General features: G+C 73.5%; 17 protein-coding genes and 1 pseudogene. 8 read left to right on the top strand and 10 right to left on the bottom strand.

What is annotated here, in order from left to right; all coding sequences use genetic code 11:
* Positions 1-3: 3 nt before the first annotated feature.
* A complete protein-coding gene (locus tag ACQ95T_RS02200; protein WP_425939007.1) occupies positions 4-630 on the top strand; it encodes a superoxide dismutase in 627 nt (208 codons plus the stop codon).
* A gap of 297 nt (positions 631-927) precedes the next feature.
* Here the strand turns inward: ACQ95T_RS02200 and ACQ95T_RS02195 are convergent, their stop codons facing one another.
* Positions 928-1,086: a hypothetical protein gene (locus ACQ95T_RS02195; RefSeq protein ID WP_431473478.1), complete on the bottom strand. Its 159-nt coding sequence runs from the start codon at positions 1,084-1,086 to the stop codon at positions 928-930.
* A gap of 146 nt (positions 1,087-1,232) precedes the next feature.
* On the opposite strand from ACQ95T_RS02195, the gene mbhE reads away from it, so the two are divergent.
* From mbhE to ACQ95T_RS02170, 5 genes are read left to right on the top strand one after another with little or no spacing between them, the layout of a single operon-like run.
* Positions 1,233-3,287 carry a hydrogen gas-evolving membrane-bound hydrogenase subunit E gene (mbhE, locus tag ACQ95T_RS02190; protein WP_431473887.1) on the top strand — a complete coding sequence of 685 codons (2,055 nt, stop codon included), beginning with the start codon at positions 1,233-1,235 and terminating at the stop codon, positions 3,285-3,287.
* Positions 3,235-3,897: an MnhB domain-containing protein gene (locus tag ACQ95T_RS02185; protein ID WP_431473886.1), complete on the top strand. Its 663-nt coding sequence runs from the start codon at positions 3,235-3,237 to the stop codon at positions 3,895-3,897. Before mbhE ends, ACQ95T_RS02185 begins: the two co-directional genes overlap by 53 nt.
* Positions 3,894-4,226: a cation:proton antiporter subunit C gene (locus ACQ95T_RS02180; RefSeq protein ID WP_425939004.1), complete on the top strand. Its 333-nt coding sequence runs from the start codon at positions 3,894-3,896 to the stop codon at positions 4,224-4,226. The genes ACQ95T_RS02185 and ACQ95T_RS02180 overlap by 4 nt, the downstream gene beginning before the upstream one ends.
* A complete protein-coding gene (locus ACQ95T_RS02175) occupies positions 4,223-6,358 on the top strand; it encodes a proton-conducting transporter membrane subunit (RefSeq protein WP_431473477.1) in 2,136 nt (711 codons plus the stop codon). Before ACQ95T_RS02180 ends, ACQ95T_RS02175 begins: the two co-directional genes overlap by 4 nt.
* Entirely contained in the window at positions 6,358-6,711 is a 354-nt protein-coding gene (locus ACQ95T_RS02170) for a cation:proton antiporter (RefSeq protein WP_425938999.1), read from the top strand. The genes ACQ95T_RS02175 and ACQ95T_RS02170 overlap by 1 nt, the downstream gene beginning before the upstream one ends.
* Before the next feature lie 18 nt (positions 6,712-6,729).
* On the opposite strand, the gene ACQ95T_RS02165 is transcribed toward ACQ95T_RS02170, so the two are convergent.
* From ACQ95T_RS02165 to ACQ95T_RS02125, 9 genes are all read right to left on the bottom strand, one after another.
* On the bottom strand, positions 6,730-7,299 hold the full coding sequence (locus tag ACQ95T_RS02165) for a DUF5063 domain-containing protein (RefSeq protein WP_425938997.1): 570 nt from the start codon (positions 7,297-7,299) through the stop codon (positions 6,730-6,732).
* 69 nt (positions 7,300-7,368) lie between these two features.
* Positions 7,369-7,971, bottom strand: coding sequence for a recombination mediator RecR (gene recR, locus ACQ95T_RS02160; protein WP_425938995.1), 603 nt, complete (start codon positions 7,969-7,971; stop codon positions 7,369-7,371).
* Between the two features lie 82 nt (positions 7,972-8,053).
* On the bottom strand, positions 8,054-8,164 hold the full coding sequence (locus ACQ95T_RS02155) for a hypothetical protein (protein ID WP_431473476.1): 111 nt from the start codon (positions 8,162-8,164) through the stop codon (positions 8,054-8,056).
* Complete coding sequence (locus ACQ95T_RS02150) at positions 8,161-8,712, bottom strand: HAD family hydrolase (protein ID WP_431473475.1); 552 nt, start codon at positions 8,710-8,712, stop codon at positions 8,161-8,163. Before ACQ95T_RS02150 ends, ACQ95T_RS02155 begins: the two co-directional genes overlap by 4 nt.
* A complete protein-coding gene (locus ACQ95T_RS02145) occupies positions 8,709-9,383 on the bottom strand; it encodes a lysophospholipid acyltransferase family protein (RefSeq protein ID WP_425938991.1) in 675 nt (224 codons plus the stop codon). The genes ACQ95T_RS02150 and ACQ95T_RS02145 overlap by 4 nt, the downstream gene beginning before the upstream one ends.
* A 9-nt stretch (positions 9,384-9,392) precedes the next feature.
* Complete coding sequence (locus ACQ95T_RS02140) at positions 9,393-9,671, bottom strand: hypothetical protein (RefSeq protein ID WP_431473474.1); 279 nt, start codon at positions 9,669-9,671, stop codon at positions 9,393-9,395.
* A 188-nt stretch (positions 9,672-9,859) separates the two neighbouring features.
* Positions 9,860-11,884, bottom strand: a complete 2,025-nt coding sequence (locus ACQ95T_RS02135) for a DNA polymerase III subunit gamma and tau (RefSeq protein ID WP_431473473.1) — start codon at positions 11,882-11,884, stop codon at positions 9,860-9,862.
* Between the two features lie 10 nt (positions 11,885-11,894).
* Positions 11,895-14,168, bottom strand: coding sequence for a HelD family protein (locus tag ACQ95T_RS02130; RefSeq protein WP_431473472.1), 2,274 nt, complete (start codon positions 14,166-14,168; stop codon positions 11,895-11,897).
* A 90-nt stretch (positions 14,169-14,258) separates the two neighbouring features.
* Positions 14,259-15,314, bottom strand: a complete 1,056-nt coding sequence (locus ACQ95T_RS02125; RefSeq protein ID WP_425938985.1) for a LuxR C-terminal-related transcriptional regulator — start codon at positions 15,312-15,314, stop codon at positions 14,259-14,261.
* A 411-nt stretch (positions 15,315-15,725) separates the two neighbouring features.
* Here ACQ95T_RS02125 and purD point away from each other — a divergent pair, with 411 nt between their 5' ends.
* Positions 15,726-17,024: a phosphoribosylamine--glycine ligase gene (purD, locus tag ACQ95T_RS02120; RefSeq protein WP_431473471.1), complete on the top strand. Its 1,299-nt coding sequence runs from the start codon at positions 15,726-15,728 to the stop codon at positions 17,022-17,024.
* 1 nt (position 17,025) lies between these two features.
* Positions 17,026-18,002, top strand: a pseudogene (locus ACQ95T_RS02115) (phosphoribosylaminoimidazolesuccinocarboxamide synthase).
* Positions 18,003-18,021 lie beyond the last annotated feature (19 nt).

Raw genomic sequence — 18,021 nt, 5'->3', positions numbered from 1 at the left:
GCCGTGAGCACGTACAGCCTTCCCGACCTTCCCTACGACTACGCAGCCCTCGAGCCGCACATCAGCGCCGAGATCATGGAGCTGCACCACTCCAAGCACCACAAGGCCTACGTCGACGGGGCCAACACCGCCCTGGAGAAGCTGGCCGCGGCCCGCGACTCCGGAGACTTCGCCACGGTGCCGATGCTGGAGAAGAACCTGGCGTTCAACCTGGGTGGGCACACCAACCACTCGGTGTTCTGGCAGAACATGTCCCCCGAGGGTGGTGACCGTCCCGACGGCGACGTCGCCGCCGTGATCGACGAGCACTTCGGCTCCTTCGACGGCTTCAAGGGCCAGTTCGAGGCCGCCGGCACCACGATCCAGGGATCCGGCTGGGCCGTCCTCGCGTGGGACTCCATCGGCCAGAAGCCGCTGGTCATGCAGCTGTGGGACCAGCAGGGCAACGTCCCCCTGGGCCTGACCCCGTTGCTCATGCTGGACATGTGGGAGCACGCCTTCTACCTGCAGTACAAGAACGTCAAGGCCGACTACGTCTCGGCCTGGTGGAACGTCGTCAACTGGACCGACGTGAGCCAGCGCCTGGAGCGCGCGCGCAGCGCGACCTCCGGGCTCATCGTGGCCTCCTGAGCCACTCCGCCGCAGCGACCCACGGGGCGCCGGACCACCGGTCCGGCGCCCCGTCGGCGTCCCGGCGCGGGCCCTCGCCCGCATGGCCGGAGCGGCTCCCTCCGGACGGGAGGGCCATTGTTAGACTCCCCGCCATGCGCCGTCGCCGTCGAAACTGCCCGACGGTCGTCGGCAGCGCTCACGGGCCACGGTCATGAGCATGGTCTGGACTCTTGCGGTCTGCGCGCTGGCGGTCCTGGCCAGCTTCCCGCTCACCCGCGTCCTGGGCCGACACGCCGGGTGGCCGCTGGCGGCGCTCTACCTCGTCGCCGCCGCCGTGTTCTGGCCGGTGGCCAGCAGCGTGATGGCCGGCGAGGTCGTGGTCTGGAGCGTCCCGTGGGTGCCCGACCTGGGCCTGGCGCTCTCCCTGCGGGCCGACGGGATCGGTGTCGTCTTCACCACGATCGCCCTGATCATCGGCGCCGTCGTGCTCGGCTACTCCACCGCCTACCTGTCCCCGGGCCGCAACCTCACCTTCTACCTCTACCTCGTCGGCTTCACCTTCGCCATGGTGGGGCTGGTCCTCGCGGACGACCTGATCCTGCTGTTCATGTGCTGGGGAGCTGACCTCCCTGGCCAGCTTCCTGCTCATCGCCCGCTCCGGCTACTCCGGCGAGGCGGCCTCGATGCGCACCCTGCTCATCACGTTCATCGGCGGGCTCACGCTGCTCGCGGCGGTCGGGGTCATGGTGGCGGCGACGGGGACCACCGGTCTGCAGGAGGCCCTGGCGCACCCGGTGTGGGGCGAGCGGCCGGGTCTCACCACGGGGGTCGCCGTCCTGGTGCTGCTGTCGGCGTTCACCAAGTCGGCGCAGTTCCCCTTCCACGTGTGGCTGCCGGACGCGATGGCCGCGGCCACCCCGGTCAGCGCCTACCTGCACGCCGCCGCCGTGGTCAAGGCCGGCATCTTCCTGCTCATGCGCTTCTCCCCCCTGTTCCACGACGTGCCGGTGTGGAACGCCACGCTCATCACCGTCGGCCTGTTCACCTGCGCCCTCGGCGGGTTCTTCGCCCTGCAGAAGACCGACCTGAAGAAGCTCATGGCCTACTCCACGGTCAGCCAGCTGGGGCTCATCGTGGCCGCCATCGGCGTGGGCACCGAGTACGCCCTCGCGGCCGCCGTGATGCACACGATCGCGCACGCCCTGTTCAAGTCCGGTCTGTTCATGATGGTCGGCGTCGTCGACCACGCCACCGGCACCCGTGACGTGCGCCGCCTGCCCGAGCTGCGTCGGGCGATGCCCCTGGCGTTCTGGACCACCGTGCTGGGCTGCGCGTCGATGGCCGGCATCCCCCCGATGCTCGGGTTCGTGTCCAAGGAGAAGGTCTTCACCGCCCTGCTCGAGGCGCCCGGCCCGGCGTGGACAGGGTGGGCCGCCCTCGTGGGCGGTGCGCTGGCCTCGGTGCTCACGTTCGCCTACTGCGCCAAGATCGTCTTCCACGGGTTCGTGGACGGACGCGGCCACGACCGCTGGTCGGAGGACGCCCCGCTGCGCGCGACCCCGCCGGCGCTGGGCGTCTTCGCGGCCCTGCCGATCCTCGCCGGTCTGCTGCCGCTGGCCCTCGTCGTCGGCGTCCTCGACACCCCCGTCGACCGCGCCGTGGCCGCGGCCCTGCCGCACCTGGAGCCCGAGACCCACCTGGCGCTGTGGCACGGCGTCAACGCCGAGCTCGTCGCCACCCTGCTCATCATCGCGGTCGGGGTGGTCGTCATCGTGCAGCGGCGCCGGCTCCTGCCCGCGCTGGAGAAGGAGACCTTCCGGCGCGACGGGGCCGGGGTCATCGCGGCGGTCGTGGCCCCCGTGGCCAGGACGGGTATGCAGCTCGCCCTCCTCGTGCGCGCCGACAACCCCACCCGCCACGTCGCCCCGGTCCTCGTCGTCCTCACCCTCGTCCTGGGCGGGGGCTCCCTCGCGCTGCTCCTGACCGGAGACCTCGCAGATCCCTACCCCGGGCTGACCCGGTGGACCGACGCGGTCGCCTTCGTCGTCATCGCCCTCGGGGTGGTGGGCACGACGATCTCCCAGTCCCGGCTGGCCGCGACGGTCAGCCTGTCCGCGGTGGGCATCGGCATCACCGTGCAGATCTTCTCCCTCGGCGGACCCGACGTCGGCCTGACCCAGCTGCTCGTCGAGGCGCTGACCATCCTCATGATCATGCTCGTCCTGCAGAAGCTGCCCCTCCGGTTCGGCAGGTCCCCGCGGTGGGGCCAGAAGGCGGCGATGGGGCTGGCCCTGGCCACGGGCCTCGCGTTCGGTCTGGGGGCCTTCGCCCTCACCGGCCGGCGGGAGCGTTCGGAGATCGCGGACTACTACCTCACCGAGGGGCCGGAGATCACCCACGGGTACAACGTCGTCAACACGATCCTGGTCGAGTTCCGGGCCCTGGACACCCTGGGCGAGCTCACCGTGCTGGGGATGGCCGGCGCCGCCATGGTGGCCATCCTGTCCACCGTGCGCGACCGCTACCTCGATCCCCCCCGGGACGCCGACCGCAGCTGGGTGGCCGACCCGGACATCCCCCTGCGGCCCCTGGGCAGCGCCGCCGAGCGGGCGACCACCGGGCCTGGGGCAACGCCGTCCCCATGCAGCTGCTCGTGCGGCTCACCGCCCCCCTGATCGTGCTGATCTCCCTCATCCTCTTCTGGCGGGGGGCCACAACTCCCCCGGTGGCGGTTTCATCGCCGCCCTCCTCGGCTCCGCCGTCGTGGCGCTCGTCTACCTGGCCTCGGCCCGCGACCAGGCGGTCGGGCCGGCCCGCCTCCCGATGGTGCTCATCGGCGGAGGTGTCGCCCTCGCCATCCTCACCGGCCTGTGGGGACTGCTGGTCGAGGGCTCGTTCCTGGCGCCCATCAGCGGCGACGTCGGCAGCCTCTACCTCACCTCCGCCCTGCTGTTCGACCTCGGGGTCTACGCGGCCGTGCTGGGTCTGGTCATGGAAGCCTTCAACCTGCTGGGCGCCGCCGGGGGCCGGGAGGGCACGCGCGAACGGGCCGACGAGTCGGTCGAGGGCGAGCTCACCGGGCCCATGGACACCATCCGGGGGGAGACTCCCGAGGAGCTCGCCGCTCGGGAGGCCGCAGACCAGGAGAAGGCCCTCGCCGCCTCCCGCGCGGCGGGCGCACCCGACGGCCCCGACCCCAAGGGGCGTGGCCGGGTCGGCCGAGGCACGACATACCTGACCCACGGCGTGCCCCCTCGCAACCTCGGCGACCGGAGGGACCCGTGATCATCCCCCTGTCCATCGCCGTCCTCGTCACCGGCGGGGTCTACCTCCTGCTGCAGCGCGGCATGGTGCGGATCATCTTCGGGCTGGCGCTGCTGAGCCATGCCGCCAACCTGACCCTGATGCTCGCCGGCGTGAGCGCGTGGCGGGGCGAGCCGCTCCCGGACCGGGTCGATCCCTCGGTGGCGGCCGACCCCCTTCCGCACGCGTTCGTCCTGACCGCCATCGTCATCGCGTTCGCGGTGACCGTGCTCATGCTGGCCATGGCCGTGATCGGGCACAACGACGACACCAAGCGGATGCCCCCCACGGGCGAGGAGCGGGCGACGTGAACGCGGCCCTGCTGCCCCTGCTCCTGGCCGTGCCGCTCCTGGCGGCCGGGCTGCTGCTCATCGTGCGGCACCGGGTCCTCCAGCGGGTCGTCATGCTCACGATCCCCGCGGGGACCCTGGTCTTCGCGGTCCTGCTGCTCCTGGAGCACCGCACCGTCCCCGTCCTGGCGCACCAGGTCGGCGCGTTCGCCCCCGGGGTGGCCATCCCGTTCGTCTCGGACACGCTGGCGGCACTCATGCTGGCGGTCACCTCGCTGGCCACCCTCGTCACGCTGTGGTTCCTCACGGTGACCGGCGAGGACCGCTACCGGTTCGTGCCGCCCCTGGCGCTGATGCTGCACGGCGGTGTCAACGGCGCCTTCCTCACCGGCGACCTCTTCAACCTCTTCGTCATGGTCGAGGTCATGCTGCTGCCCTCCTACGCGCTCATCGCGGTGACGGGCACCTGGCGCCGGCTGGGCATCGGACGCACCTTCGTCGTGGTCAACCTGCTCACCAGCGCCACCCTGCTCACCGGCGTGGGTCTGGTGTATGCCGTGGCGGGCTCGGTCAACCTCGCCGTCCTGGCGGACGCCGCCTCCGCGGATCCGGCCCTCGCGCTGGCCGGCGGGGTCGTGCTGCTGGCCCTGGCCGTCAAGGGTGCCGTCGTCCCGGTCCACGGGTGGCTGCCGCAGACCTACCCGGCGACCTCGGCAGGGGTCATGGCCCTGTTCTCGGCCCTGCACACCAAGGTCGCCCTGTACGCCATCTACCGCGTCTACACCACCCTCTACGAGGGCCCGGCCCCGTGGGCGCTGGTGCTCGTGGCCCTGGTCGTGGTCACGATCGCGGTCGGCGCGTGGAGCACCTTCGGCGAGCACATCGTCCGACGGGCCCTGGCCTGGCAGATGGTCGCCGGGGTGGGACACATCCTCGTGGGGGTGGCCGTGACCACCACCGCGTCCCTCGCCGCCGGCCTGTTCTACATGCTGCACCACATCGTGACGATGGGAGGTCTGCTGCTGCTCGCCGGAGCGATCGAGCAGGTGTACGGCAGCGGGCGGTACGAACGGCTCTCCGGGCTGATCCACCGCGACCGGGCGGTGGCCATCCTCACCGCGTTCGGCCTGCTCTCGCTCGTGGGCATCCCGGCCTCCTCCGGCTTCTTCGGCAAGGTGGCCCTCATCGGTGCCACCGCCGGGTCGGCCACGTGGGAGGGCTGGCTGCTGCTGGCCACCATCCTCGTGGCGGCGCTGGTCAGCCTGGTGGCCATGCAGCGGCTGTGGGCCGGGGTCTTCTGGGGCCAGCCGATGGAGGACTACCGCCCCGACAGCCCGGACACCGGGCGGGCCGCCCTGACGCGGCTGACCGACGACGTGGTGATCCCGGTCAGGCTGTGGGCCCCCGGCGCCACGCTCATCGGCGTCCAGCTCGCCATGTTCGTCGGGGCTGGTGTCCTCCTGCCCCTCGTCACCCGGGCGGCCGAGGGTCTGACGAACACCGCCCCCTACGTCGAGAGGCGGTGCTGGGACCGTGATGAATCCGGTGCGCGTGCTCACCTACGGAGCCTGGCTGACCGTGGAGATCGTCAAGGGTGCCCTCGCGGTGGCCAAGGACGCGGTCCTGCCCGGCGTCGACATGGAACCGGCGATCCTGGAGCTGCCGCTGCGCTGCTCGACCGACCTGGAGATCAGCGTCATGGCGTCCTCGATCACGATCACTCCCGGGACGATCACCGTCGGCATCGCCAGTGCTGCGGGGACGACCCCTCCCACGCTGTTCGTGCACGCCATCTACGCGCACGAGCCGGAGGAGATCCGGACCGGGCTGCGGGGCATGGAGGACCGGGTGCTGAGGATGACCCGCGGACCCGGCTGGGAGGGGAGGACACCATGATGGTCGTCGTCGTCGCGACGGTCTCGGTCCTGGTCGTCGCAGCCGTCCTGGGCCTGGTACGGCTGTACACCGCCACCGACGACGCCTCGGTGGCCGCGGTCAGCGACCTGCTCTACTTCTGCGCCGTGGGCATCATCGTCATGGGGGCGCTCGCGGTGGGCTCCTCGATCGTGTTCGACGTGGCGGCCATCGCCTCGCTGGTCGGGATCCTCGCGACCGTGGCGCTGTCCCGCATCCTCACCCGGGGGAGACGCTGATGCTCATCACCCTGCTGGTCGGCCTGCTGTGCCTCAGCGGAGCCGGTTTCGTCCTCGTCAGCGCAGTGGCCATGCTGAAGGCCCGCGACGGGCTGTCGCGGATCAACGTCCTGTCGGCGGCCACCGGGCTGGGCCTGCCCCTCATCGTCCTGGGTGCCTTCGCCGAGGACGTGCGGACGAACGGTTTCAGCTGGCTCGACCTGGTGAAGGTGGTCATCGCGGTGCTCGGCTTCATCATCATGAGCTCGGTGGCCTCCAACAACCTGGGCCGCGCCGCCTACCGGTCCGGCGCCCCCGTCGACCCGGCCACCCGGCCGAACGAGCTGGCCGAGGAGCCGCAGACCGAGGTCTGAGGCGTCCGTCCGCTCCGCTCAGGCCTGGTGCAGAGCGGCCATCTCCGCCTCCATGACCTCTTCGTCGTCGGCGTCCAGGCGCACGTGGGCCAGCAGGGTGAGGAGCACCCGCAGGGCCGCGGCGGCCCGCTCCCCCCAGGAGGAGAGGTAGCTGAACTGCCACCACCACATGGCTTCGGTGGGTCGGCCAGCGTCGTGGTGCTGGAGACCGTGGGAGAGGTCGGCGGCCACGCTCACCAGGTCCGCGGCGAGCGAGCCCCCCACCACCTCCCCGGAGAGGACGGGGTCCTCGAGGTCGCAGTAGGGGTCGAGCCCGCCCAGCAGCTGGTGCAGAGCGACCCGGACGCGCTCGAGGTCCTCGTCGGGACCGGTGTCCGGCTCGAAGCGCTCCACCGGGACCACGTCCACGAGGGCCCCCAGCCGGGCTCCGGTGGCGCTGAGCTGCCCCAGGGCCAGCAGGAGGACCGGGATCGCCGACTCGGGGGCCTCCCCCGCCGCCACGCCCTCCAGGGCGGCGAAGTAGGCCCGGACCTCCGAGGCGGTCTCCGCCGCCAGAGGTGCCCAGTCGTTCTGCACGTCGGTGCTCATGGCCACAGACTAGGCCCGGCGGGGTGCGGTCCGCAGGTCCGTCGCCGGCCGGGCCGCAGACCTGTAGGTCTAGCCCGACAGCACCCGTCGGCCCTCGAAGGCGCGTCCGAGGGTGACCTCGTCGGCATACTCCAGATCCCCTCCGACGGGGAGCCCCGAGGCGAGCCGGCTGACCCGCACCCCCTCGTACGGCACGAGCAGGCGGGCGAGGTAGGTGGCCGTGGCCTCCCCCTCGAGGTTGGGGTCCGTGGCCAGGATGACCTCCTGGACCTGGCCGTCGGCCAGGCGCGCGAGCAGCTCCCGCACCCGCAGGTCGTCGGGCCCGACACCACCGATGGGGTTGATGGCGCCGCCGAGCACGTGGTAGCGCCCGCGGAACTCGCGGGTGCGCTCGATGGCCGCCACGTCCTGGCTCTGCTCGACGACGCAGATCAGCGAGGGGTCCCGCCGCGGGTCCAGGCAGATGCGGCACCGCTCACCCTCGGCGACGTTGCCGCACTCCTGGCAGAAGCTGACCTTCTCACGGACCTGCACGAGGGCGTCGGCCAGCCGGGTCACCTCGTCCGGGTCGGCGGACAGCAGGTGGAACGCGATCCGCTGGGCCCCCTTGGGCCCGACACCGGGCAGCCGGCCGAGCTCGTCGATCAGGTCCTGGACCACTCCCTCGTACACAAGGGTCCACTCTAGGTGCGCCGACCGACAGGGACCGACCACCCGGGTGGCAGGGTCCGGCGACGCCGCCGGGAGGCACGGGTCAGGATCCGGCGACGTCCCCGGGGAGCAGCAGTCTTCGCAGCGCCGCCACGTCGTCGACGACGTGGTCGGCCTCGGCGAGCGCGGATGCCTCCCCCGCACCCCAGGTCACCGCGATGCTCGCCATCCCCGCGGCCCGGGCCGCGTGCACGTCCACCCACGCGTCGCGACGTAGACGCACTCCTGCGGTCTGGCACCGAGCCTCCGGGCCCCCTCCAGCAGGGGGCCGGGGTGCGGCTTGTGGACCGGTGTGGCCTCCATCCCGACCACGTGGGTCAGGTCGGGCAGACCGGTGACCCGCATGCCCTGCCGGACGGTCTCCTCACGCTTGGAGGAGACCACGGCTGTCGGGATCCGGGCTCGCTGGAGCTCGGCGAGCAGCTCGGCGGCACCCGGGACCGGCCGGATGAGGTCGTCGTGGTGGGCGAGGTTGTGCTCCCGGTAGCGACGGACGAGCGCCTCTCCCTGGCCGGGGTGCCGCTCCTCCAGCACGTCGAGGAGGACCCGGCCGATCCAGCCACGGGTCTCGCTCTCCCCGGCCGGGTCGCCGACGGCGTCCAGCGTGTGCCGGTAGGAGGCCAGGATCAGCGGAATGGTGTCGGCGAGGGTGCCGTCGAAGTCGAAGAGGACCACCGGCCACCCGGGCGGGCCGGCGCTCACGCGGGCATCTCCGGCTGACGCTGGTTGTACTCCCCTGCCCAATCCTGGCCGGACATCGCCCGGATGGCCGCCATCACCTCGTCCGTGAGCTCGCGCCGTGCCCGGCCCATCGGGACCCCCTCGAACCGGCCGGCGACCTCGATGGGCCTGCCGAACTCGACCCGTACCTTGGCGCGCCTGGGGAAACGGGCTCCGACGGGCTGGATCTGGTCGGTGCCGGTCAGTGCCACCGGGACGACGGGGCACCCGGCCTCCAGGGCGAGCCAGGCCACACCGGTGCGTCCGCGGTAGAGCCGACCGTCCCGGCTGCGGGTCCCCTCCGGGTAGATGCCGAAGGCCCCGCCGGAGCGGAGGTGCGCCAGGGCCAGGTCGAGGGAACGCTGCGCAGCACGGGCGTCGTCACGGTCGACCGGGATCGCCCGGACCCCGGTGAACCACTCCCTGCTGATCCAGCCCTTGAGTCCCGTCCCGGTGAAGTAGTCGGACTTGGCCAGGAAGGCCACCTGTCGGGGAGCCGTGAGGGGGATCACGACGGAGTCGACGAAGGAGAGGTGGTTGCTGGCGAGCACGACCGGACCGGTGGGGGGCACCTGGTCGGTCCCGACCACCTCCGGCCGCCAGATGGCGGTCGCCAGCGGGGTGACCACCGGGTGCAGGAGCTCGTAGATCATGTCGGCCTCTCAGCCCACGGGGTCGTCGTTGATGGCGATGACCGTACCGCCGAGGACGGACTCGATCACGGGCTGTCCCACCGCGCCGGAGCCGGCCAGGTCCTCGTCGTCAACGCTGGGCGCGTCCCCGGTGCCGTCGGTCCGCCGGTCCCGGTCGGCCGGGGCGCCACCCGCCCGTGGGGCGGCCGTCGCCCACGCCGGTGCCGACACCTGGCCGGCGCGGTGTCCCCAGTCCGGTCCTGGTCCGGTCGTCGGTCCTCGCCCGACGGCGCCGAGCTGCTCGGCCACCGAGGGCCCTGCCTCGTGCCCGCCCGGTCCGACGGGGACGGGCGCGGGCCCGGACGCCGGGGCCTGGGGCCGACCCCGCGGCGCACCGGCCCCGCCGGGGGCACCGGGTCCGTCCTGAGCACCGGCTGGGGTCGTCGCGCCGGACGTGGGCGGACCGACGGGCCGGCCGGGTCCGGCGGGGCTGCTGCTCACCGGCCCTGGACCGGGAGGCGCGCCCCGCGTACGGATCCGACCCCGGGGAGGGCCGTCGGGCAGTCCCGCCAGGGGGTCCTCGGCCGGGACGGGGTCCGTCGGCCCGGGGTCCCCGGGTTGTTCCGGACCCGAGGGTCCTCCGTCACCCAACGGCTGACCGGGACCCGCGGGAGGCTCGCCACCCGCCGGCTGGCCGGATCCCACCGGTTGACCGGGTCCCGCGGGCTGTCGCAGTTCCGCCTTCTGGTCCTCCCGCGGCGGGTCCCCCGCGACGGTGGCTTCGATCCGGGTGTCCAGCGCGACGGACTCGATGAGCGCCTGGCGCAGGGTCTCCTCGTGGGGCGTCCCCATGAAGTGCCGATCCAGTTCTCGTCAGGCATCCCGAGCAGGACGCGACGGCCGTCGTAGTCGAGCAGCACGGCCTTCTGCAGTCCGCTCCACGTGCGCCGGCTGATGGAGTGCACCCGCTCGAGCACGTCGGGCCACTGACGGCGCAGCGCCGCGGTGTCGAGCGCGCCCGGCCCCCGTCCGGCGTCAGACGCGTCCGGACGCTGGCCGGCCGGCTCTCCCGGTGACGCACCCCCGCCCGCAGAGAGGTCGGCAGTGGCGACAACCGCATCCTCGGGGGCGACGGGGTCGCCGCCGGACCCGACAGGACCCGCCTGCACGGGACCGGCCTGCCCAGGAGCAGCCTGCCCAGCCCCTGCCTCCACGGGTGGCGCCCCGTCCGTGGCCGGTACCGTCGGCCGCGTCGACCCCGACGACCCCGACGCCTGCGCGGCCGCAGGCGGAGCGCCGTACGGCGCCGCCTGCTGGCCCGGGCGTCCGGCAGCACCCGTCGGCCGGCTCTGGTCGGCGGCTCCCAGCCGGCGCTCCACCCTGTCCAGGCGCGCGCCATACCCCTCCTCGCCGGAGGCGGCCGGCAGCAGCAGCCGCGCGACGAGCAGCTCCAGGAGCAGCCGGGAGGAGACCGCGCCGCTCATCTCGGACAGGCCGCGACTGACGACGTCGGCAGCCCGGGAGAGCGCCTCGGGGCCCTGCACGGCGGCCTGGTGGCGCATCCGGTCGATCTGGTCGGCCGGCAGTCCGGGCAGGAGCCCTGCCGCGGGGGCGTCGTCGCCGACGGCGGTGAGCACGATGAGGTCGCGGTAGCGCTCGAGCAGGTCCTCGACGAAGCGGCGAGGGTCGTGCCCGGACTCCATGACGCGCCCGACCTGGGCGAAGGCCGTCGCAGAGTCCCGGGCGGCGACCGCGTCCACGATGGCGTCCAGCAGCTCGACGTCGGTGAAGCCCAGGAGCGCGGCGGTCCGCTCATAGGTCAGCCCCTCCTCCCCGGCACCGGAGATGAGCTGGTCGAGCACCGAGAGGGAGTCGCGCACCGACCCTCCCCCCGCGCGGGTGACGAAGGACAGGACGCCGGGCTCCAGCGACACGCCCTCCTGCTCGCAGAGCTGCTCCAGGTAGGTGGTGAGCCGCTGCGGGGGCACGAGGTGGAAGGGGTAGTGGTGCGTCCGCGAGCGGATGGTGGCCAGCACCTTCTCCGGCTCGGTCGTGGCGAAGATGAACTTCACGTGCGGCGGCGGCTCCTCGACGACCTTGAGCAGGGCGTTGAAGCCGTTCGGCGTCACCATGTGCGCCTCGTCGATGATGTAGACCTTGAAGCGCGCCTGCGCGGGGCCGAAGGCCGCCCGCTCGCGCAGGTCGCGGGCGTCGTCCACCCCGCCGTGGCTGGCGGCGTCGATCTCGATGACGTCGACCGAGCCCGGGCCGCCCCGGGCAAGCGCGACGCAGGACTCGCACGTGCCGCAGGGCTCGGGCGTCGGGCCCTGCTCGCAGTTGAGGCAGCGTGCCAGGATGCGCGCGCTGGTGGTCTTCCCGCACCCCCGGGGTCCGGAGAACAGGTACGCGTGGTTGACCCGCTCCGATCGCAGCGCCTGCATCAGCGGCTCGGTCACGTGCTCCTGGCCGATGACGTCGGCGAAGGTCTCGGGCCGGTAGCGGCGGTAGAGGGCGGTAGTCACGTCCCCGACCCTAGTCGGCGCCTCCGTCGGGCCTGCCACCGTCCACAGGCCGCAGGATGCTCATCCGGTGCGCCGCCCGGGTGAGGACCACGTAGAGCGCACGCACCCCGCCGGGCGACTCGGCGACGATCTGGTCGGGGTCGACCACGAGCGTCGCGTCGTACTCCAGGCCCTTGGTCGACAGGGGGTCGACGACCACCACCCGGTCGGCCAGCTCCGCGACGGGGGCCAGGAGCGGACGCCAACGGAGCGGGGCGACCACGGCCACCTGCCCCTCCACCTCCGCCAGCAGGGCGCCCACCGCGGCGCCCGCCGCCGCCACGACCTCACCCTCCGGAACGCCGAGCTCCACGGGGTGGTGGCCGGTCTCCCGGACCGCGATCGGGATGTCGGCGTCGGGCACGTGCTCGCGCACCATCCGGGCGGCGTGGTCGAAGATCTCCCGCGCGTTGCGGTAGTTGGTGTCCATGTGGAAGGCGCGGCGCACGGACGAGCCGAACGCCTCCTCCCGCGCCCGGGCGGCCTCCTCCAGGTCGTCCCAGGAGGCCTGGGCCAGGTCGCCCACCACCGTCCAGGAGGCCCACCGGCCGCGGCGGCCCAGCATCCGCCACTGCATGGGTGAGAGGTCCTGGGCCTCGTCGACGAGGACGTGGGCGTACTCCTCCACGCCACCCAGCCGACCGGCGGTCAGGCGTACGAGCGGGTCCCGGGACAACCTCGCCGAGCCGTCGGAGGAACCCGCGCGGTCGGCGCCGCCGGAGGCCGCGCCCCCCGCCTCCGTCGGTCGGCCGTCGCCGTCCCGCCCCACCCGCAGGGCGGCCACGCCGTACTGGCTGGCGTCGTCGAGCTCCTCGATCTCGTAGAAGCCCCGTTCCTCGCTGGGTGGGTCCACCATCTGCCCCAGCCGGCCGTGCAGGTCGTCCACGAGCGCCACGTCGGCGACCGACCAGCGCCCGTCCTGCAGGGCCCGCCGGTAGGAGACGGCCAGCAGCCGGGCCTCCTCGGCGGAGGCGCCCAGCCGTCGGCCCAGCTCCTCGTCCGCCAGCCACAGCAGCATCTCGCGGGGGTCCACCGGGCGCCACCAGGCCCGCACGAACGCCTCGACGTCCCCCGAGTCGACGAAGCGGTCGACGAACTCGGCCCGGTCGCCGTGCTGCACCTGCCCCCACGCCACCCCTGCCAGGGCCTCCACGGCGGCGTCGTAGGAGCTGTTGCGGTGGTGGTGGCGCAGCACCTGCCGGCGCACCCGTTCCAGGTCGTCCGCCCGCAGCCGGACGGCGTGCCCGGCGACGAAGACCCGCAGCTCCGTAGGACCGCCCGGGTGCGGCTCGCGGGTGAGCCGGGCCAGCAGGGGACGGATCCGCAGCGAACCCTTCAGGGCCGCGGTGGTGGGGTCGTCCAGCACCGTGGCGGTCATGCCCGCCAGCACGTCCCCGACGGAGCGCAGCGCGACCGTGTCCTCCCCGAGCGAGGGCAGGACACGCTCGATGTATGCCGTGTACGCGGCGGAGGGCCCGACGACGAGCACCCCGCCCGCCTCGTAGCGACGCCGGTCGGAGTAGAGGAGGTAGGCCGCCCGGTGCAGCGCGACCACGGTCTTGCCCGTCCCCGGACCCCCGGTGATCTCGGTGACCCCGCGGGCGGGCGCCCTGATGGCCTCGTCCTGGTGCTGCTGGATGGTCGCGACGATGTCGCGCATGCGCTCCCCGCGGCTGCGGGTCAGGGCGGCCATGAGCGCACCGTCACCGACGACCACCAGGTCGTCGGGGGCCTCAGCCACCATGAGGTCGTCCTCCACCCCGACCACCTGCTCGCCGCGGCAGCGCAGCACCCGGCGGCGCAGCACCCCCTGGGGGTCGACCGGGGTCGCCCGGTAGAAGGGCGCGGCGGCAGGCGCGCGCCAGTCGACCACGAGCGGCTCGTACTCGTCGTCGCGCACCCCGAGGCGCCCGACGTAGCGGACCTCGCGCTCCCCGTCGCCCGTGGCGCCGGCACCGTGGTCCAGGTCCAGCCGGCCGAAGACCAGGCCCTCGTGCTGGTGCTCCAGGCTTGCCCGACGCCGGTTCGCGGTGAAGACCAGCGCGTCCCGCTCGAACAGCCCGGCCAGCTCCTCCTCGCGGGGATCACCGGTGCCGGCCCGCTCGGTGCGACCGCGCGCCATCCCCTCGGCGTGCACCAGGTCGACCCGGTCGGCGGCCTTGGCGAGCTCGCCGTAGACCCGGTCGACGTGGGCCTGCTCGGTCGCGATCTCCTCGGCGACGACGTCGTTCGTCGTGGCGCTCACTCCTCCACCCTCGCTCTCCTGACGCCCTCCGACGGACGTGGACTCCCCTGGCAAAAGGCCCTACTCTACCGGCCGCGCGACCCCGGACCCTCAGACCCATCCCCGTCGCACGGCCTGGACGCCGGCCTGGAACCGGGTCCCCGTCCCCAGGTGCTCCATCAGGTAGCGCACCCGCCGCTCGACGGTGCGCACCGAGACGCCGAGCTGCCGCGCGATGACCTTGTCGCTGGCCCCGGTGGCCAGCAGCGCGAGGACCCGCGCGTCCTTCTCCTCCAGCGGAAGGCGGCCGCGCCCGGCCGACCGGGCACCCTCCCCGACGAGACCGGCGTTGAGCACCGTGCCGTAGGGGGTGGACAGGTCCCAGATCTCGACGAACAGCCGCGTCAGCGCCTGCACCCAGCTGGTGCGGTGCGCCTCGAACGAACCGTCCCCGTCGGGTGCGTGCCGGCTGAGGTCCACCAGGACGTCCGTGTCGTCGGTCATGAGGACCGAGAACGGCACGCCGTTGGCCACGCGCACCTCGTGCCCCAGCTCCCGGGCCCGGTCTGCGTAGGCGAGCGCGTCGGGGTCGCCCAGGAGGCTGGAGTTCAGGACCAGACGGACCGCCACACCGTCCCGGACGGTCGTCCACCTCCCACCGGCCCCCTCGGCGAAGAGCGTGCCGGCAGCGGCCGAGTCGTCCACGGCCCACCACAGGCGGCTCGTCGCCGAGCGGTGCAGCCCGGCGATGCGGTGGGCGATCTCCACCGTCCCCGAGATCACGTCGAGGTCGGCCTGCCCCGCCCCCTGCTCGACGTCCCCCATGGCCCGGCGCCACATGCTCTCGACCTCCGAGGCCGTGGCCCTGGTCATGGCCACCCGTCGCTCGATCTGGTCCATCCGGCGGGTGAGCGCCTCGCGCGGCGGGACGACCAGCCAGCGGTCCCCCTCCTCCGCCGGTGACAGCATCCCCCGCTCCATGAGCTCGGCGACCGCGTCGTCGACGTCCTCGTCCGCCAGGCCGGCGTCCAGCAGCTGGGCGCGGGACGGAACCCCGAGCCGGACCGCCGTGAGGTAGACCCGGGAGAGGAACTCCTCGTAGACCTCGCCGCGGGAGTGCCGGGTCGGTGACGACGGGTCCGGGGGACGCTGCGAGGGTGCGGTCACCAGCCCATCCTGGCGGATCACCGCCAGTGTCGCCAACCCGACATGTCTTGACGTGACATCGGGTCGTCGATCTGCCTACTCTAGGTCTACCGGTTTCGGCCGGTAGCAGGGATCGTGCGAGTCACCGGGCAGCCCCCATCAGTCCGGTCGACCCTGCCCTGCTCGTGGCCCTCTTGGGAGATACCCCCCCTGCCTTCCAGGAGGGCCACACCTTTTCCACCCCAGCAGCCCCTGCCCTGCAGCCCCGGCCCGCTGCGGCGGCCGGCCACCCGCACCCGTACCCGCACCCGTACCCGTACGTCCACCGTGCGGGGGCCCGGCGTCGCAGGTGCGCGGGAGCGTGGGGCGGGACCGTGACGGTGCCGGGGATCCGGTGCTGGGGATCCGGTGCTGCAGATACCCTGGCTGTCCGTGAGAGTCCTCCTCCTCGGCGCGGGCGCGCGCGAGCACGCCCTGGCCCGCTCCCTGACCTCCGACCCGCAGGTCGACGACCTGCTGGCCCTGCCGGGCAACCCGGGGATCGCCGAGCTGGCCGTCTGCCTGGCCGGTGACCCCGCCGACCCCGCGACCGTGGTGCGGACCGCCACCGAGCAGCACGTCGACCTCGTCGTCGTCGGTCCCGAGGCGCCCCTGGTCGCCGGGGTCGCCGACGCCCTGGCGACGGCCGGGGTCCCCTGCTTCGGTCCGACCGCCGCAGCCGCCCGGCTGGAGGCCAGCAAGGCCTTCGCCAAGGAGGTGATGGCCGCAGCCGGCGTCCCCACGGCGGCCGCGCACGTCTGCGCCACGCAGGCCGAGGTCGAGACGGCTCTCGGCGCGACAGGAGCCCCGTACGTCGTCAAGGAGGACGGGCTCGCCGCGGGCAAGGGGGTCGTGGTGACCGACGACCTCGACGCCGCGCGGCGGCGGCACGCCGCCGCCTGCCTCGCCCGTCCGGGTGGCAGGGTCGTCGTCGAGGACTTCCTGGACGGTCCCGAGGTCTCCCTCTTCTGCCTCGCGGACGGCAGCAGCGTCGTCCCGCTCGCACCGGCGCAGGACTTCAAGCGCCTCGGCGACGGCGACACCGGGCCGAACACCGGGGGGATGGGCGCCTACTCTCCCCTCCGGTGGCTGGACGAGCAACGACCCGGTCTCGTGGCCGAGGTCGTCGAGACGGTCGCCCTGCCGACCGTCCAGGAGATGGCCCGCAGGGGTTCGCCCTTCACCGGCGTGCTCTACGTCGGGCTGGCGCTGACCTCGGCGGGGCCGCGGGTGATCGAGTTCAACGCCCGGTTCGGCGACCCGGAGACCCAGTCCGTCCTCGCCCGTCTGCGCACCCCCCTCGCGGGGATCCTCCTCGCCGCCGCCCAGGGCCGCCTGGCCGACCTGCCACCGCTGGAGTGGTCCCCGGAGAGCAGCGTCACCGTCGTCGTGGCGGCGGACGGTTACCCCGCGTCCCCCCGCACGGGCGACGAGGTCACCGGCCTCGCGGACGCCGCCCAGGTCGACGGTGTGCACGTCCTGCAGGCCGGGACCGCGCTGCGGGAGGGACGCCTCGTCTCCGCCGGCGGCCGCGTGCTGAGCGTGGTGAGCGTGGGCCCGGACCTGGCCGCGGCGCGGGCCCGCGCCTACGCGGCCGTGCACCGCGTCCACCTCGCGGGGTCCCAGGCCCGCGAGGACGTCGCCCGGGCCGCCGAGCAGGGCGAGGTCCTCGTCCCGACCACGAAGGGCTGACATGACGCAGCAGATCCCCGGCCACGAGCTGCTCTACTCGGGCAAGGTGCGCGGGCTCTACGCGCCGCTGGACCCCGTCACCGGGGAGCAGGACGGCAGCAGGCTGCTCCTCGTGGCCTCGGACCGGGTCAGCGCCTACGACCACGTCCTGTCCACACCGATCCCCGACAAGGGCGCGGTGCTGACCCAGCTGTCGCTGTGGTGGTTCGACCAGCTGGCCGACCTGGCACCCCACCACGTCGTCTCCACCGACGTGCCCGCCGAGGTGGCCGGCCGGGCGGTCTACGTCCGCCGGCTGCGGATGCTCCCGGTGGAGTGCGTGGCCCGGGCGTACCTGACCGGGGGCGGCCTGGCGGAGTACCGCGCCGACGGCGCCGTCTCGGGCCTGACCCTGCCGCCGGGCCTGGTGGACGGCTCGCGGCTCCCCGCACCCGTCTTCACCCCCAGCACGAAGGCTCCCGTCGGGGAGCACGACCAGCCGATCTCCTACGACGGCGTGGTGGACCTCGTCGGTGCCGGTCTCGCCGACCGCCTGCGCGACCTGACGGTCCGGATCCTGCTGCGCGGCAACGAGATCGCCGCTGACCGCGGCATCCTCATCGCCGACACCAAGGTCGAGTTCGGCCTCGATCCGGCCCAGCTGGGAACCGGCCCGGACGGCGAGATCGACTGGGCGGCAGTCGATCCGGACGCGGTCGACGTGGTGCTCTCGCGGACGAGGTCCTGACCCCGGACTCCTCCCGCTTCTGGCGGGCGGACGCGTGGGAGCCGGGGCGGACGCAGGTCTCCTACGACAAGCAGGTGCTCCGTGACTGGCTCACCTCGCCCGCCAGCGGCTGGGACCGGGCCTCGGACACCCCGCCACCGGACCTGCCGGACGAGGTCGTCACCCTGACCCGCGCCCGCTACGTCGAGGCCTACGAGTCCCTCACCGGGGAGCCGTTCCGTCCCGGCGGACACCCTCTCCCGGCGCCCTGAGACGGCATACCCCGGCTCG

The organism is Ornithinimicrobium carbonis (assembly GCF_050703245.1).
GTDB lineage: Bacteria > Actinomycetota > Actinomycetes > Actinomycetales > Dermatophilaceae > Ornithinicoccus.
Note: the sequence above shows the minus strand (reverse complement) of the source record. Positions and strands in the feature narration are given on the sequence as shown.